This is a genomic window from Dyadobacter sp. LHD-138 (assembly GCF_030929615.1).
GTDB lineage: Bacteria > Bacteroidota > Bacteroidia > Cytophagales > Spirosomataceae > Dyadobacter.
The window spans coordinates 1-15,520 of record NZ_JAVFVU010000049.1 but is presented as its reverse complement, the minus strand read 5'-3'; the positions used below and the strand labels follow the sequence as shown (position 1 = coordinate 15,520).

The following is a 15,520-nucleotide window of genomic DNA, read 5'->3' as shown; positions in this document are numbered from 1 at the left end:
ATCCGATCTTAGTTTTAAAGTACTTACACTCAAAATTAAAATTGTTTATGCTGAATGCTAAAATTCCGGAAGGACCTCTGAAAGAAAAGTGGACACATTATAAGGAGCATGCAAAACTGGTGAATCCTGCCAATAGACGTAAGTTCGAAATTATTGTTGTCGGCACTGGCCTGGCTGGAGCGTCTTGTGCGGCGTCGCTGGCAGAACAGGGATATCACGTCAAGTCGTTCTGTTTTCAGGACTCTGCCCGAAGAGCGCATTCAGTAGCCGCACAGGGTGGGGTGAATGCGGCGAAAAACTACAAGAACGATGGCGATAATGTGTACCGGATGTTCTACGATACGATCAAAGGTGGTGACTTTCGTTCCCGAGAAGCCAATGTTTACCGCTTGGCCGAATGCTCGCTCAACTTGATCGATCAATCGGTAGCGCAAGGAGTTCCTTTCGCAAGAGAATATGGGGGCTATCTCAATAATCGTTCGTTTGGTGGTGTACAGGTTTCAAGAACTTTTTATGCGCGTGGGCAAACTGGTCAACAGTTGCTTCTGGGCGCCTATCAGGCGCTGATGAGGCAGGTAAGTGTAGGGAAGGTGCAGACCTTTACCCGCCACGAAATGCTGGATTTGGTTGTGATCGATGGAAAAGCAGCGGGCATCATCACCAGGGACCTTGTGACCGGAAAGATCGAAAGACACGCCGCCAATGCGGTTGTGCTAGCGACGGGAGGTTATGGGAAAATCTATTATTTGTCGACGCTGGCCATGGGATGCAATGGCTCCGCGATTTGGCGGGCACATAAAAAAGGAGCGTTTATGGCTGCGACGAGCTGGATTCAGATCCATCCTACATCGCTTCCGCAATCGGGTTCTCATCAATCTAAGCTCACTTTGATGTCGGAGTCTTTACGAAACGACGGAAGAATATGGGTTCCCTCAAAACAGGGGGATCAGCGATTGGCAGTAGCGATACCAGAAAATGAGCGGGATTATTATCTGGAACGTCGCTATCCGGCATTTGGTAACCTGTCGCCAAGAGACATCTCGTCCCGGGCCGCCAAAGAGCGCATAGACGCTGGTCATGGCGTCGGAGCAATGAAAAATGCAGTTTATCTGGATTTTTCCAAAGCTATTAGAGAGCAGGGTGAAGCAAAAATCAGGGAAAAATATGGTAACCTTTTCAGGATGTACCAAAAAATTACCGGGATTGATGCCTACCAGGAGCCCATGATGATTTCTCCGGCGGCACATTTCACAATGGGGGGACTATGGGTTGACTATGAGTTGATGACGACCATACCAGGTCTTTTTGCGTTAGGTGAGGCCAACTTTGCCGACCACGGGGCAAACAGATTAGGAGCCAACTCTTTGTTGCAGGCCAGTGTGGATGGTTATTTTATTGCACCTTACACCATTCCCAATTATCTGGCTGATGAGATTAACGTCACACGGCCGTCAACCGACCACCCAGCCTTTGAAGAGGCTGAAGCAGCCGTCAGACAGCAACTTGAAAAACTTCTTGCCATTAAAGGAACGCTTTCGGTAGATCATTTTCATAAAACCCTGGGAGCGTTACTTTACAACAAATGTGGACTATCAAGGAACGCGGAGGGATTAAGGGAGGCTATCGGCGATATACGGGCGTTGAAAGATTCATTTTACCGGGACTTGAATGTAACGGGGGATGATCTGCTTAACAGCGAACTGGAAAAAGCAGGGCGCGTTGCAGATTATTTTGAGCTGGCAGAGCTCATGTGCCTTGATGCTCTAAGTCGCGAGGAATCATGCGGAGCCCATTTTCGGGAGGAGTTTCAGACAAAGGATGGGGAAGCAGTCAGAAATGATGCAGATTATTGCTTTGTCTCAGCATGGGAATGGAAGGGTGCTACGACCGAGCACAAGCTGCACCGTGAGCAGTTAACATTTGAAAACGTGAAACTAACCGTTCGCAGTTATAAATAAGGTACTAAACTTCTGGGAAATGAAAATACATCTCAAAATATGGCGACAAGACAGTACTGAGGCAAAAGGAAAATTTGTCGACTATGATCTTAGCGAGGTAGATGCGCATATGTCTTTTTTAGAAATGCTCGATTCGCTCAACGAGCTGCTTATTTCCCGAAATGAGCGGGTTATAGAATTTGATCATGATTGTCGGGAAGGTATTTGCGGACAATGCGGGGTGATGATCAATGGCCGGGCTCATGGCCCGCTTGATCATACGACAACTTGCCAGTTACATATGAGGACATTCCAGGATGGCGACACTATTTTAATAGAACCATTTCGTGCGGCAGCATTCCCGGTACTGCGTGATTTGAAAATTGACCGTTCAGCATTCGACAGAATCATCCAGGCAGGTGGCTTTATTTCGGCCAATACCGGTCAGGCACCTGAGGCAAATAGTATTCCGATAGCTCATGAAACAGCAGAATCGGCGTTTGATTCGGCTGCGTGCATCGGCTGCGGCGCCTGCGTCGCTTCGTGCAAAAATGCAAGCGCAGCACTTTTCACTTCTGCGAAAATCAGCCATTTAGCCCAGTTGCCGCAAGGTAAAATTGAGCACAGGGTTCGGGTACGGAAAATGACTTTGCAAATGGATGCGGAGAAATTCGGGGCCTGTTCGGATACTGAGGCTTGCGCAGTAGAATGCCCTCAGCAGATTTCAATATCAAATATCGCCAGGATGAACCGGGAGTATTTGGTTACCTCACTGTTTTCTATTTAAAGGAGTATGAGTTTATTGGCTGAAATTTAAAAATGCCAAACTTTAAATTAAAATGATTGATATGAAGAAGATTGGAATTATCACCGTTTTTTTGTTTACATTATTTACAACGCTATGTCCACTAGATACTACGGGTAAAAGCAATTGCATGATGGCCGTTACTTATAGTGAAATGGCCTACGCGCAATTTAAGAAGGTCAATAAGGCTTCGTCATTGGATAACGCGAAAAAAGCATTGAAAAAAGCCTTACAAAACGCGAAGGAGACGGCAGCTTACGCAGCCCAGTGCGGCTGTTCCAATGCAGAAACGTATTCACTTTCTGCGTTCACCATTGCTGAGAAGGGTGTAGATGCAACATCAGTTGAGGACTTGAGCTCTATTTCAAAAAAGGCGATGGACCTTTCGCTGGATGCGATGCAGTCTGCTCAGCAGTGTGGCAAATGAGTTAATAAACCAGCATTTAAACCAAAAATATGTCTTATTTATTTTTCCCCTTAGATTTAACTTTATGAAAAGGAAACTTTTGTCGTGCATCATTCTGGGTTCAGTTTGTATTTTTGAGGTTTCATGTAAAAAGGTTTTGGAATCGATTATCAACTGTACCGGAGAATCTGTGTTTATGTCACTACATTACACCGTAGACGCATCCTCTCCTAAGCTCGTCCATTTCGAGGGTAAGTATTCGGGCTCGCATAGCTTTGATTCAGTTACCTGGGATTTTGGAGACGGAAAGACCGGAACGGGAAAAACGGTAGATCATACTTATGCTGCCAGTGGAACCTACAACGTCAAGGCGAAAATTAAAGTAACAGACGGTAAATCTCATTGTGAAAGTGATCCTGTAAGATCTGTCGTAATCAACTAGTGACGAAACTTTGCAGGATGAGCAGTTCGTAATGATGTTTGGTATCCTCCCGTCCAATAAAATTGGAAGAGAGGATACCAAAATAGCCCATTTCTGACGGGAGCCTAGCCATTATGATTGTCATTGGACTCGTCCTGATCTGTCGCCAACTTGCTGACTGAGAATTGCGATTCCGCAACTGACAGGGAAAATAACCTAGCTCTACATGATATGTCTTTAAACTTTACCCCAGCCGAGAAGGCCGTGCATTATCCCGACGATCGAAGGTTTGTTCTGGGTCTGAAACCAGATATTTTGATTGGTCTAGCTTTGGTATTTCTGACGGTTGTGGGAACCTCCTGGGCGCAGTTTTTGATTTTTGGATTGCCAGAAATACAGTCACCGACGGAATCGGGTGAATCTGTCGGCTTCCCGCAGTGGGTAAGATTAAGTCACTGGGTTAACTTTTTTTTTCTGATAACGATAATCCGAAGCGGATTATCCATTCTTGCAGACCACCCCAGACTTTACTGGAATAACGGCTGTACGCCTGGTACCGAATGGCTTAGGTTTACACCAGTCAAAGTTCCGAAAGACCGTCTTTGGACTGCGAAAGATGATGCACGTTACATAAACCCGATCGTAGGATTACCCGGTTACAGGCACACTGTCGGCCTGGCCCGACATTGGCATTTTATCGCGGTTCCATTTTTCGTGTTGAATGGTTTGATATTTGTGGTATTGTTATTTAATGATGATCATTGGAAAAAGATTGTTCCTGCAACATTTCAAATTTTGCCACAGGCCTGGGCCTACTTTGTACATTACGCTACCTTTCATTTTCCTCCTGAGCCGAACGGATTTTATCACTATAATCCACTTCAACAACTGACATACTTCGCAGTGATTTTTGTGCTGGCGCCAGTTGCGATTGTCAGTGGCATGGCCATGTCGCCAGCAATAGAGAACAGATTTCACTGGCTTCCAAAAATATTTGGAAATAGGCAAGGTGCGAGATCTGTTCATTTTCTTGTCATGGCTTCCTACGTAATTTTCCTTGTTGTGCACGTCGGGCTGGTTATTATGACAGGCCTTAAACGCAATATGAATCACATCACCCTGGGGACCGATAGTGAAACAAGTTCACTGGGGATCATGATTGGTGCTTCGATCGTCGGGTTTACTATTTTGTTCGCCGTTTTTGCACATTGGTTATCCTGGAAAAAACCGCGGTTGCTCCAAGGCGCCGAAGCAACCATAAATGGAAATTTATGGAAGTTTTCTATCGATCGGCTTCAGCCGAAAGCTTACTACAAGAAAGAAGACATCACTCCATTTTTCTGGCCGAATGGGAAAATTCCGGAATCACGCATGTGGAGAAAATTGTCAGAGACTAATTTCAGGGACTTCAAACTGAAAGTAAACGGTCTTGTAGACAATCCCGTTGAACTGAGCCTGGAAGATTTGTTTGCCTTGGGTAAGGAAGAGAGCATCACAATGCATCATTGCATCCAGGGTTGGTCAGGAATTGCCGAATGGGGAGGTGTGCCATTAAAGCAATTGATTGAGGTCGTTAGACCGCATCCGACTGCCACAACAGTTGTTTTTTATTCCTTCGGTGAAGGTCTTTACGGAGGGGTTTATTACGACACACATTCGTTAGATAATTGCTTAAAACCGGGATCGCTCCTTGCCTGGGAAATGAATTATCAACCATTACCGGTGACGTATGGGGCTCCGTTGCGCTTAAGAGTGGAGAATCAGCTGGGATACAAAATGGTAAAATGGGTAGAGAGGATCGAATTTGTTGAATCGCACAGCACCGTTGGAAAAGGTTTTGGTGGTAAAAATCAGGATGATGAATATTTTGACTTATTAGCGAATACTTAATGAGAACCTGTTCAGGATCACGCGTTGGCAGCTGGTTTGATGTGCAGATTGATTCTTAAAATAAGAACCTGGATTCAGGTCTACTGGGCCAGTTAGCCCGTGTGCAACGGAAGATAACATTTACAATCATACTAAGAGTTTATTATGAAAAAAATATTACTGTTCCTTTGGCTATGTTCTTATTCCTTGCACAGCTATGCTCAGGAGAGACATACCATTGGGGTTTTTCGGAGTTTTCCCACTGGGAAATTTGGTTCGTCACACCTGGATGGCGGCGGATTTGCGAAATCAGGCTGGGGATTCTTATTGGAAAATAATGCGAAGCCTAAAAGCTTTGCTAAATGGCTATCATTGGCAACCAGGTTCAGTTATCAGAAAAATGAAATCGATACAAAGGGACTCGCCAGAAAATTTACGGAAGTATTAGGGTATGAAACGCGTATCAGCGATGCTGCTTATGAGCCCATTACGTTGCTGGTTGGTCCTCAAATAGAATTGCCGTTACGAAGAAAGTTGCACCTGCAATTGAAGTCAGGCTTTGGTGTGATGTTTACAAAAGTAAACGCCTTTAATATTACGGTCTTTGATCCCCAGGGGGCTGTGTTGTTCGAGGACGTCCTGGATGGAAGCGGAAATATTCCGTTTGCATACATGGGTGGTGTGCAATTGAGACAAGGAATTACTGAAAAAATTTCGGTTAATCTCTTCACTGAATATACCTCGGCTAAGGGAAAGATGGGATCCAAACTTGGCAAAATCCGAATAAAACCATCGGAATTTGATATATCTACGCTTAGTTTGGGATTGTCGCTAAGATTTGACTTCTAACAGTCAAAAGTTTCACATGCACTGGATGGAGGTAATCAAAGTAGTGATAACAAATTAATGTTATTGGGAATGCGAAAGGTGGATCGGTTTAATGATTTTATTTTCAGGTGTTTGTGATTTAAATATCACCTTAAAAAAAGTCCCGCAACAATGGAAAAGAGAAAGTAACGTGAGCTGACACCAAGAATTGCCATTTGTTAAGCCAGTTAAAAACGCGGTCGCAAATGCATGCGACCATGTCAACTTTGCCTGTCATCTTACTCCATTAATGACTAAGTTGATGGGGTGTAAAACTTGAAATTTGTAGGGGGATACTCAGAAGAATTTCAGGATTTTCTTTTATCATAAGCTCGTAGCGTTCATTTGCACTTTGGGATTGCAACATGGAAGTTCTTTTCTTCGTCATAATAAATTGATTTGCGGTTATAAATAACAGGTGATCTTGTTTCCAGAATTGTCGTGGTAAAAGACCCTGAGTTTTCCAGTTTGCAGAAAAACAATTTGCTTGCATATTTTACCTTCTTTGATCCAAAACTCACCCTTTGATAATTCCAGCCTGGCAAATGCGCTTTCAACTCTGGTGTTTTCCGCACAAGTTAGCTGGATCATCTCATTGATATTATCAGTTAAAGTCATGCGCTTAAGGTTGTTTGGACTGCTTATGATTACTCTTGAAATTGACCATCTTAAAAAGTCTTGAACATGGGCAAATTTAGCAACCACATGCACAGTAATTTTCACTGCCATCGGGGGAAAGCACTCCTGAGAAAGAATCGTTGAAGATTCTGTTAATGTTGACTATTGATCATATGCTTAATTCCCTCCGTATAGCCTATGGGTGAGAAAGAGAACCTCTCTTCGAATTTGCTGCTGTCAAATACGTAATCACGATCGTATTGATAGGCCATTTCACGTAACTCCTTCACAATGGGAACAAAAAGGCCAATCAGGCTCATCATCAGCCGTGAGAAAATATAAAAGCGGGGCTCTAAATGCATTTCCAAGGCTATCTTTTCGATGAACTGCTTTCCCGTCAGCCTTTCAGCAGATGTGGGTAAGTGCCATATTTCACCAAAAACATCGGATGTATTACCCAACAGGGCAACGGCTTGTGCAGCATCAGGCACATAAGTGAACGCATGGAACTTGTTCGCATCGATTTGCCAAAATGCCTTTTTCTCCTTCCCATACTGGTCAAAAACCATTACTGCGAGGGGGCTGTTTTTAACTGACGGCCCATAAAAATCAGCGCTTCTGGCAATCAGCGCCTTCAGTCCACGTTCTTTAATTGCCTCAAAGAGCATTGTCTGCAAATCGGCCCTTACCTGACCTTTTTTGCTGGATGGCTTGCAGGCGGATGTTTCCTTCATGTGCGGGATTTCGCTTTCTGCGTACATGTAGATGTTGTCCAGAAAAACCAGCCGTGCACCGTGTTTAATGCATGCATTAATGACATTGGCCATGACCACGGGCCAGTGCTTTTGCCAGGTATTAGTATCGTATTTTAGACCAACTGTCAGATAGACGACTTCCGAACCCGCCACGGCGGCGTCAACCTGGTTCGCTTGTGTAAGGTCGGCTGCATAGAGTTCGTCATCCCCGTTTACCTGCACTGGATTGCGGGACACCAGACGAATACGGTCCGTGTAAGTTTTTAAGTTCCTGGCCAGTGGAATACCCACTGCACCACCTGATCCGAGTATTGTTTGCATTGTTTTTTCTTGCAAAGGTACTGTGCGTTAATAGCAATAAACATTGACGCAGGTTAAGATTTTGCCTGTACCATCAGGCGTTTTTTGATCCGGCTAAGGCTTTCGGGCGCAACACCCAGATATTGGGCGATATAATGTTGGGGAACGCGCCGGAAAATTTCCGGCCGCTCTTCAAGAAGTTCAATAAACTGTTTTTCCGGGGAGAAATACAGCAAGGATTTGGTACGCTGCATGCTTTTGGCTGCGACACCTTGGATGCAGATCCTGAAAAATTCTGCCATCGCAGGCGATTGGTTCAATAATGATTTCAGCTCATCGTGACGGATACAAAGGCAAGTTGTATTGACAAGTGTTTTGATGGAAGAAGGGGACTTTATCTGCTGGGAAAAGCTCTCCAGGTCTGTAACGAAATCCTTTTCAAAAGTGAAATGGCAGGTGCGCTCATGACCGCCTTCGTCCACATAAAATTGGCGCAGGGCACCCTTAACTACAAAAAATACTTCGTGAGCCACATCACCAGCCTGAAGTAGGAGGGCGCCTCTTTTGTATTTTTTTTCGGTAAAAAAAGACTGAATAATCGACGCCTCGAGTTTGGTGACGGGGACTTCTTTCTTAATCGTTTCGATCAGGTCAATGTGGTGCACGTCTAACACGTCTTAGGTTATCTTTCAAGTTATTTTTTTAATTGTTAAATTCCAAAGACGATTGGGAAATCGGGTCTGAAAATGTCGTATTCAGGGGAGTGTATTCTTAACAATACTGAAGATCTTTACATCCCATTATTTTAAAATAACGGGATGTAAAGAGAAAATCACGACGCTGCCAAGCAACGGAATCAACAGAAAGCCCGAAAATATGCGAAACGGATTTGTTTACTTATCTGCTTCGTTCTTCTTCTTAGGCTTTTTTGCTTTCGGAGAATCGCTGTCGGCAACTTCTTGATCGTTCGCTTTTTCCGAGGCTTTCTTTTCTTCTTTTTCGAACAATGAAGAAAGCTTCTCAGCTAGTTTTGTTGCGGATTTTTTTATACGACCTTTTGCTTTTTCTGAAAGGGCGTGGGAAGCGCTTAGCTGCGACTCGACAGCTTTAATAATGTCAGCTTCTAAGGACTTTTTCTTTAAGTTCATATCCGGGATAAATAACGTTCGAGGCTGCAAGTTCTCTGATTATTATAACAAGATGATGATGTCAATGTAAACTTTGGACTTCAAAAACGTGTCTTGTGTTAAGTTTTTGGCAGTTAAAGAATGTATCTTCTAAATAAGCACGAATTTATTTTTTGGTAATCGAGTGCCTGGCTGGAACTGCTGGATTTACTCCTGCCAGGTCAAGATTATGAGATTGTTAAGGTTTTAAAAATGAGATAAATAAAATGAGACCGGACGTAATTTTATTGTCTAACTACTCACAATCACATGTTGCAAAAAAATACTATTCCCGCAATGAGCTTATTGGCTCTGTTAGTCTTCGGTTGTACCGATCATAACATTGAAGGACCCGGCGCTGAAAATCCTGTGGCATTTCATGAGGTCGCTGCCATCGACCTTGGTGGTTTGGCGGCCTCGGAAATCTCGGCCTATGATCCCGCGACAAAGCGGCTTTTTACTGTCAATAACGAAGCGGCTGCCATTGTCGATGTTCTTGATCTTTCCGCCTTTCCGACCATTAAAAAATTGCAACCCATTAATGTATCTGCTTTGGGTGGTGTTGCCAACAGCGTGGCCGTTTCTGATGGAAAGCTGGCCATTGCTCTTGAGGCTACCAACAAGCAGGCCAATGGAAGTGTGATTGTCGTAAATACGTCGTCACTGGCGCAGATCAAGCAAATTCAGGTTGGTGCTTTGCCGGACATGGTGACATTCAGTCCGGATGGCAGATACATTGTTACGGCAAACGAAGGTGAACCGAGTGCAGATTACAAGGTTGATCCGGAGGGTTCGGTTTCGATCATTGATGTTCAGGACAATTATAACGTAAAGACGCTCACATTTGGCGGATTTGCAGGTTCCTATGCCCAGCTTGCAGCGAACGGTTTCCGTATTTACGGTCCTAACGCGAGTTTTGCTCAGGATGTTGAGCCGGAATATGTAGCGGTTTCTGGCGATTCAAAAAAGGCTTTTGTAACCTTGCAGGAAAATAATGGAATTGCTGAAATTGATCTTGTAAATGGCGTTATTTTGAAAATAAACCCGCTGGGAACGAAAGATTTCAGCCTGATGATTAATGCGGTTGATGCCAGTGATAAGGATAATAAAATAGCACTGGCACAGTGGCCGGTTAAGTCATTCTTCCTCCCTGATGCCATCTCATATTTTTCAGTAAACGGAAGCGGGTATCTGATCACTGCCAATGAAGGCGATGCCCGGGAGTATGCAGCTTTTGACGAGCAGGCGCGCGTGAGCTCCCTAAAACTTGATGCAACTGCATTTCCAACCGCGGTCGCACTTAAATTACCTGAGAATCTGGGCCGTCTTCGCGTTACAAGTACGCTGGGCGACACCGATAAGGATGGAGATTATGATGTTCTGTATGGTTTTGGTGGCAGAGGGTTTAGTATTTACAATGCGGGTAATGGTCAGCTTGTTCACGAATCAGGCAGGGGATTGGAACAGCAGGCGATTGACGCCGATATGTATGATGATGATCGTTCTGACGATAAAGGTGTGGAGCCGGAAGGCGTGACGACTGGGTTGATGAATGGAAAACCTGTTGCATTTGTAGCACTTGAACGCGTTGACGCGATCGCAGTGTATGATCTAACCAATCCTTCAATTCCTAAATTTCTTCAAATGATAAAAACAGGAGATGCGCCTGAGGGGATTCTGTTTGTACCTGCGGATAAAAGTCCCAATGGTAAAGCGCTGCTGGTTGCCAGTAATGAGGGAGACGGGACCGTCAAATTTTATCAGACAAAGTAGATTATAAAATATAGTCAGCAATACGAAAACACAGGATGATTCTGCTACTGCGGTTAATCCTGTGTTTTTTACTTTACGCGCTGAATGATTTTTTTAGATAGGTTGCCTTTGACCTGTGTTTAATACTTCTCGTTTTACTTTCCTTTGTATGGATCATACGCTTTTTGTCGCGATCGATAAATTTATTGAATGGACCAACGAAGTCCATTTTCGATCAAATGGAGGAACCTGGTATCTTTCCAGGCTTCGGCTGAGTGCCCCATGGATGTGTAAAAAGTCTTGCCTTTATGAACCCGGCGATACCACGCAACCGGATGATAACTTCCCATGCCGAAGTTTTTATCCCGGATCCAAAGCAGATTTCCACTGGGCTTGATACTATTGCCGTTGATGTAAGCGGCTACATGAACCTCTTTTGGCTTGTTAAAAAAGACGTACCATTCGTCTGTATGATTCCAGGAATGCGGCAAGTTATTGGTAAGTAGCGTGTCCGCTCCTGTCTGAAGATGGATTACGGCTTTTTGTAGATGCGGGCTGAGCGAATGGTGTGAAAATCTTGCACCAATTAAGTACTTTTCGTACCAGGGCCAGTGATGCGAGTTATCACCAGCCCCGTGAATACCTACCAGACTTCCGCCGTTCTCTATGTATTTGCTAAGGGCTTGATGTTGCTGCTCGTTCAGGACACGCCCGGTAACATTATTAAAGACTACGACCTTGAAGTGCGCAAGTTGTTGTAAATTGAATATGCCGCCCGCTTCGGTTTCATAAATGAACCATTTATTTCGGCGGGCCATCTCTGAAATAGCAGATTTTGAGGCCTCAATAGATTCTGAATGCCGAAAGGCGGTTGTTTTGGAAAAAACCAATATGGCTGGCTGCCGCTGCGGGAAATTTATCACTGGCTTTTCGGTTTCATAACTTACGGGAAAGCCATAGGTGATTTTATAGATGAAAATCGCTGTTCCTACACTCGTCAGTACGACAAGTCCCAAAAGACACCGGAAAACAATTGTAATAATTTTTTTCATACGTCAGCTTGGTAGGTTTACCCGGCATTGAGCGCAGCAAATTGCAAAAAAAAGTCCTGACCAGGCAACAGTTTACACAGCGCTGAAAAAAAAGTATGCGCTGCCATTTTTAAAAAGAATCTACGGATGTAAATGAACACTTCGAAGATACTTTAACAATTTCTCGGGCTCGTCGGTTTGAATAATATTTGCACCGTTTTGGATAAGCTCAGTTACGGCTTGTTTTGCATTCCCCTGTTTAATCTCCTGATCCGGCTTGCCCAGTGCATTAATCCATACTCTGGCACGACCTTTTTTTATCATGCTCGTCAGCTGGGTCGTATAAAACTCGGTATCGATATGAATTACCCGGGGGCTGTATAACTTTAAAGCCGAGTCGGCCATAGCCAAAGTATATGCCCTGGGCATTAACATACTACTACTTTCGATGGAATCTACTTTCGATAAGATTGTATAGTCACTGTCAAAATAGAAAACAATATCCTTTGTTTTAGTTTTGCGAACAACCTCGATTACTTTATCAATATTGCTGGTTTTTAAATCAAGATCAACCAGGATATTACCTTTGGCAACCAGTAAAACTTCCTCAAGAGTTGGGATTTTCTCGTCGGTCAACCGACCATTGGCTACGAGTCGTAATTTTCTCAAATCTTCATAGTTCTGTGTTTCCAGATCTCCTTTTCCGTTGGTGGTGCGGTCTATTTTGCCGTCATGCATAAGCATGGGCACTCCGTCTTTGCTCACTTTTACATCGATCTCTACAATGTCAACCCCCAGTCTGATTGCTTCCCGGACGGCGGGGATTGAGTTTTCAGGATAATGATGGTGAACTGCGCGGTGGGAAGCCACCATAATATTGTCTGATGAAGTATTAAAAAACTCTTTTCTTATTTTATCGACCCGGTTTTGAGCCGTAACAGGTAAATAGCTCAGTATACATATTAGAACTAGGGGTAATCTACGCATGCTATAAAATGGATTTGTAAAGATTAAAGTATATTTTCAAGGTATCTGTGCATATTGAGCTGTGCCAGCGAGCCTGTTTTTACAGGCCACGGGGCACAATTCATATGGTGTAATACTAATACCGGTGTTGTGTGGTTTGAGACTATTTCAAATGCCCGTTTTTAGGATTGTTAATGATTTCTTTATGCGTCATGAGAAATTCCCGGAGAATTTCATAAAGTATGTCACACCAGTCAATAACAACCAAACTGGTTGTTATTGACTCGACGTTTGTCCAATCAACGCCGTAGGCGCATATCCAAAATGTTTTTTAAAAGCATACGAAAAGTGCGAGAGGTTTTCAAAGCCTACTTCATAGCAAACATCGATCGGTTTCTTTTTCTTTTCGATAAACTGGTAGTGGGCACCGAAGGCATAATAGTACTGGTTGGTAGTATTGGTCGGGTTCAGAAAGCCAATGTATTTTAGGTATTTCAGATTTGTAAAGTATTCAAGTCATTTTAAGCTATTGTGATTACCCGGCAAAGTAATCGTAAGGCTGTCAATCTCTTTGACTGCACCGTATGGAATTTTTCCGTCCGAAATAGGATTAGGATCAATTTTACTTTCTATAAGGTATTTTTCAAATGCTGGCGACACCGTGATCAGTTCATTATCCTTCATGCCAGATTTAACATTTTCATGTTTACAGCTAAATACGTTTATGGCAAGGAAAATGAACGTGATCGTCCTGTTTTTGTTCATGGAATGGGTATTTTAAATTTTTTTACTTTAAAAACTAAATGTATAATCTTACTTTGTGAAGCCAATTCTTTTAACTGCATTGTGCTGTTTGGTTTCCAACATACAATAAATAAAGTTAACCTCATTATTAATGATGAGCGACTTCAAGAAATATCGCGTAGGTATGTTAACCTTTTGAAAGAATATCATCCACATCGTTGGGAGCATGCCAATTTGCTTCTGAGTGGTCAGTTCAGGCAGGTGTAATTTTCAGAAAAGGTGGAGAATTTGGAAGCATTGATCATCTGATTTCGTGACGGATTGACCGTCAGTTGATAATTCTTTGGTATGTGTTAAGTTATTGTCAATCATTTTCTTGTACTGGTCAGTTCCAGCCGATAAGACCTGCTTTTAATTTCCGAATTGAGGTGATCAGTGGTTACGAATTCTCCACGTAAACTTCTATCGAACTGGGATCAGGCGCAATACCAATGATCCAGCGTTAGCACCGCGGGAAGTCAAATTCCGTCAAAAGGGTTTTGACTATAATTTGAGTGCTGTCGACATGCTCTATATCAGTCTTAAATTTTAATTAAACATTAAAAAGAACATTCCAATTGTTGGATTAATACACAAATTTTCCATAGCCAAGAGCTTTCCGTGCTGGCTCGGTCTTTTACCAAACAATAAAATCAGCGGCGGAAAACTGATTGGTAATAGGATGCTTTCCGGAAAAAATCACATAGCCAAAGTACTACGACAAGCAGCCAATTTCATTGGTAATCGGCGTAGCCATTGAGGCATCATCGGGCGGAGGAATTGCGCTGTATTCGTCTCCGCCCGAGATCATAAATTGCGTTTTTACGACAAACAAACGCGGACAGGGTGGGGCAATCATGCTGTTTGGAGACGGTGCAACACCAACAATCAGCCAATGCGCAATATCAGATAATTCCGGTACTGATGGTGGTGGGGGTATTTACAATGCTTCTATCCCTTTCGCTTTCAGTTTTGCCAGTGCGTCTTTCATAGCCTTTAGCTGCTCTGCCGTGTGCGATTGCCAAACTGTGATTTCACCGACAACTTTAAAAGGGTGCAACGAGCGATAAGACTTTGTAGGGTTCCCGGGGAATTTTTTATCGGTTAAGTTAGGATCGTCTTCAACGGGGCCCGTCGGTTCGACTAAATAAATTCTTTCAGTCCCTTCGCCTGCTGCAAGCTCTGCGCCCCAGATAGCGGCATCCAGCATTGCCGAGAGGTAAATGTATTTAGCACTATTTCTTTGCCCATAGTTTGAGCTAAGGCCAATTTTGATGAAGTCCCCAATCTTCAGGTCTGCTTTTGTGCCGTGGAAGTATGTTTGCACAAAAGGGCTATGGGCGGTTGGGATGGTTTGATTGTCTTCCATGGTTATAATTATATGACTATCCGTTACTTATGACTATCCGCTAATATTGTTTAATTGCGAAAGTTAGCTATATTATTTTCAGTTGACTTCCCTTAACCTCTCTTTTCTTCCAAATAAATGGAATTGGGTTTTGGTTAACCGAATCTACATAAGCTTTTATATGTTCACATAGTTTTTGAGTACTACTAAAACTGGCTCCGTTTAATGATTTTCTGGTGAAAATTCCAAACCAGACTTCCACAAGATTCAGCCAACTGGCTGATGTAGGAGTATAGTGAAATGTGACATTTTTATTGTCTTCCAGCCATTTATCATTCTTTTTGTGTGTGCAGTAATTGTCGAGTATTACATGCAACGCTGTGTCTTTCCCATACTCTTCAACAAGTTCATCCATGTAAGCAATAAAATCTACTCTTGTTTTGGTTTGCGTTGTTTTTGCATTGACTATCCCTGTTGCTACCTCCAGCGCTGCAAA

The 15,520-nt window shown here is 43.3% G+C and carries 19 protein-coding genes; 8 read left to right on the top strand and 11 right to left on the bottom strand.

All coding sequences use genetic code 11. From position 1 onward, the window contains the following. Nucleotides 1–47: 47 nt before the first annotated feature. The 6 genes from RB622_RS26775 (at nucleotide 48) to RB622_RS26750 (ending at nucleotide 6,287) form a co-directional block, all read left to right on the top strand. Nucleotides 48–1,958, top strand: coding sequence for a fumarate reductase/succinate dehydrogenase flavoprotein subunit (locus tag RB622_RS26775; protein ID WP_308049867.1), 1,911 nt, complete (start codon nucleotides 48–50; stop codon nucleotides 1,956–1,958). Nucleotides 1,959–1,977: 19 nt separating this feature from the next. Beyond that, entirely contained in the window at nucleotides 1,978–2,724 is a 747-nt protein-coding gene (locus RB622_RS26770; protein WP_308049866.1) for a succinate dehydrogenase/fumarate reductase iron-sulfur subunit, read from the top strand. Between the two features lie 61 nt (nucleotides 2,725–2,785). Further along, nucleotides 2,786–3,169, top strand: a complete 384-nt coding sequence (locus RB622_RS26765; protein ID WP_308049865.1) for a hypothetical protein — start codon at nucleotides 2,786–2,788, stop codon at nucleotides 3,167–3,169. Between the two features lie 64 nt (nucleotides 3,170–3,233). After that, nucleotides 3,234–3,590: a PKD domain-containing protein gene (locus RB622_RS26760; RefSeq protein ID WP_308049864.1), complete on the top strand. Its 357-nt coding sequence runs from the start codon at nucleotides 3,234–3,236 to the stop codon at nucleotides 3,588–3,590. Between the two features lie 210 nt (nucleotides 3,591–3,800). Beyond that, entirely contained in the window at nucleotides 3,801–5,459 is a 1,659-nt protein-coding gene (locus RB622_RS26755) for a molybdopterin-dependent oxidoreductase (protein ID WP_308049863.1), read from the top strand. Between the two features lie 144 nt (nucleotides 5,460–5,603). Beyond that, nucleotides 5,604–6,287 carry a hypothetical protein gene (locus tag RB622_RS26750; RefSeq protein ID WP_308049862.1) on the top strand — a complete coding sequence of 228 codons (684 nt, stop codon included), beginning with the start codon at nucleotides 5,604–5,606 and terminating at the stop codon, nucleotides 6,285–6,287. A 423-nt stretch (nucleotides 6,288–6,710) separates the two neighbouring features. On the opposite strand, the gene RB622_RS26745 is transcribed toward RB622_RS26750, so the two are convergent. The 4 genes from RB622_RS26745 to RB622_RS26730 all read right to left on the bottom strand — a co-directional run bounded on the left by RB622_RS26745 (nucleotide 6,711) and on the right by RB622_RS26730 (nucleotide 9,126). Further along, complete coding sequence (locus RB622_RS26745; protein WP_308049861.1) at nucleotides 6,711–7,034, bottom strand: hypothetical protein; 324 nt, start codon at nucleotides 7,032–7,034, stop codon at nucleotides 6,711–6,713. A gap of 41 nt (nucleotides 7,035–7,075) precedes the next feature. Continuing rightward, a complete protein-coding gene (locus tag RB622_RS26740) occupies nucleotides 7,076–7,999 on the bottom strand; it encodes an NAD-dependent epimerase/dehydratase family protein (RefSeq protein ID WP_308049859.1) in 924 nt (307 codons plus the stop codon). A 53-nt stretch (nucleotides 8,000–8,052) separates the two neighbouring features. Then, nucleotides 8,053–8,652: a Crp/Fnr family transcriptional regulator gene (locus RB622_RS26735; protein ID WP_308049858.1), complete on the bottom strand. Its 600-nt coding sequence runs from the start codon at nucleotides 8,650–8,652 to the stop codon at nucleotides 8,053–8,055. A 219-nt stretch (nucleotides 8,653–8,871) separates the two neighbouring features. Beyond that, nucleotides 8,872–9,126, bottom strand: a complete 255-nt coding sequence (locus RB622_RS26730) for a hypothetical protein (RefSeq protein ID WP_308049857.1) — start codon at nucleotides 9,124–9,126, stop codon at nucleotides 8,872–8,874. Nucleotides 9,127–9,414: 288 nt separating this feature from the next. On the opposite strand from RB622_RS26730, the gene RB622_RS26725 reads away from it, so the two are divergent. Next, entirely contained in the window at nucleotides 9,415–10,917 is a 1,503-nt protein-coding gene (locus RB622_RS26725) for a choice-of-anchor I family protein (protein WP_308049856.1), read from the top strand. A gap of 182 nt (nucleotides 10,918–11,099) precedes the next feature. On the opposite strand, the gene RB622_RS26720 is transcribed toward RB622_RS26725, so the two are convergent. The 4 genes from RB622_RS26720 to RB622_RS26705 form a co-directional block, all read right to left on the bottom strand. Then, nucleotides 11,100–11,948, bottom strand: a complete 849-nt coding sequence (locus tag RB622_RS26720; protein ID WP_308049855.1) for a ThuA domain-containing protein — start codon at nucleotides 11,946–11,948, stop codon at nucleotides 11,100–11,102. Nucleotides 11,949–12,068: 120 nt separating this feature from the next. Next, nucleotides 12,069–12,914 carry a glycerophosphodiester phosphodiesterase family protein gene (locus tag RB622_RS26715; protein WP_308049854.1) on the bottom strand — a complete coding sequence of 282 codons (846 nt, stop codon included), beginning with the start codon at nucleotides 12,912–12,914 and terminating at the stop codon, nucleotides 12,069–12,071. A 255-nt stretch (nucleotides 12,915–13,169) separates the two neighbouring features. Continuing rightward, complete coding sequence (locus RB622_RS26710) at nucleotides 13,170–13,364, bottom strand: helix-turn-helix domain-containing protein (protein ID WP_308049891.1); 195 nt, start codon at nucleotides 13,362–13,364, stop codon at nucleotides 13,170–13,172. Nucleotides 13,365–13,409: 45 nt separating this feature from the next. After that, nucleotides 13,410–13,658: a hypothetical protein gene (locus tag RB622_RS26705; RefSeq protein ID WP_308049853.1), complete on the bottom strand. Its 249-nt coding sequence runs from the start codon at nucleotides 13,656–13,658 to the stop codon at nucleotides 13,410–13,412. Between the two features lie 577 nt (nucleotides 13,659–14,235). Between RB622_RS26705 and RB622_RS30410 the strand changes: the two genes are divergently transcribed. Continuing rightward, nucleotides 14,236–14,436, top strand: coding sequence for a transposase (locus RB622_RS30410; RefSeq protein ID WP_409021988.1), 201 nt, complete (start codon nucleotides 14,236–14,238; stop codon nucleotides 14,434–14,436). Here RB622_RS30410 and RB622_RS26700 read toward each other — a convergent pair. The 3 genes from RB622_RS26700 to RB622_RS26690 form a co-directional block, all read right to left on the bottom strand. Next, on the bottom strand, nucleotides 14,392–14,535 hold the full coding sequence (locus RB622_RS26700) for a hypothetical protein (RefSeq protein WP_308049852.1): 144 nt from the start codon (nucleotides 14,533–14,535) through the stop codon (nucleotides 14,392–14,394). The genes RB622_RS30410 and RB622_RS26700 overlap by 45 nt on opposite strands. Before the next feature lie 81 nt (nucleotides 14,536–14,616). Beyond that, on the bottom strand, nucleotides 14,617–15,045 hold the full coding sequence (gene arr, locus RB622_RS26695; RefSeq protein WP_308049851.1) for an NAD(+)--rifampin ADP-ribosyltransferase: 429 nt from the start codon (nucleotides 15,043–15,045) through the stop codon (nucleotides 14,617–14,619). A gap of 67 nt (nucleotides 15,046–15,112) precedes the next feature. Then, the coding region (locus tag RB622_RS26690) for a transposase (RefSeq protein ID WP_308049849.1) at nucleotides 15,113–15,520 on the bottom strand (408 nt) is incomplete at its 5' end.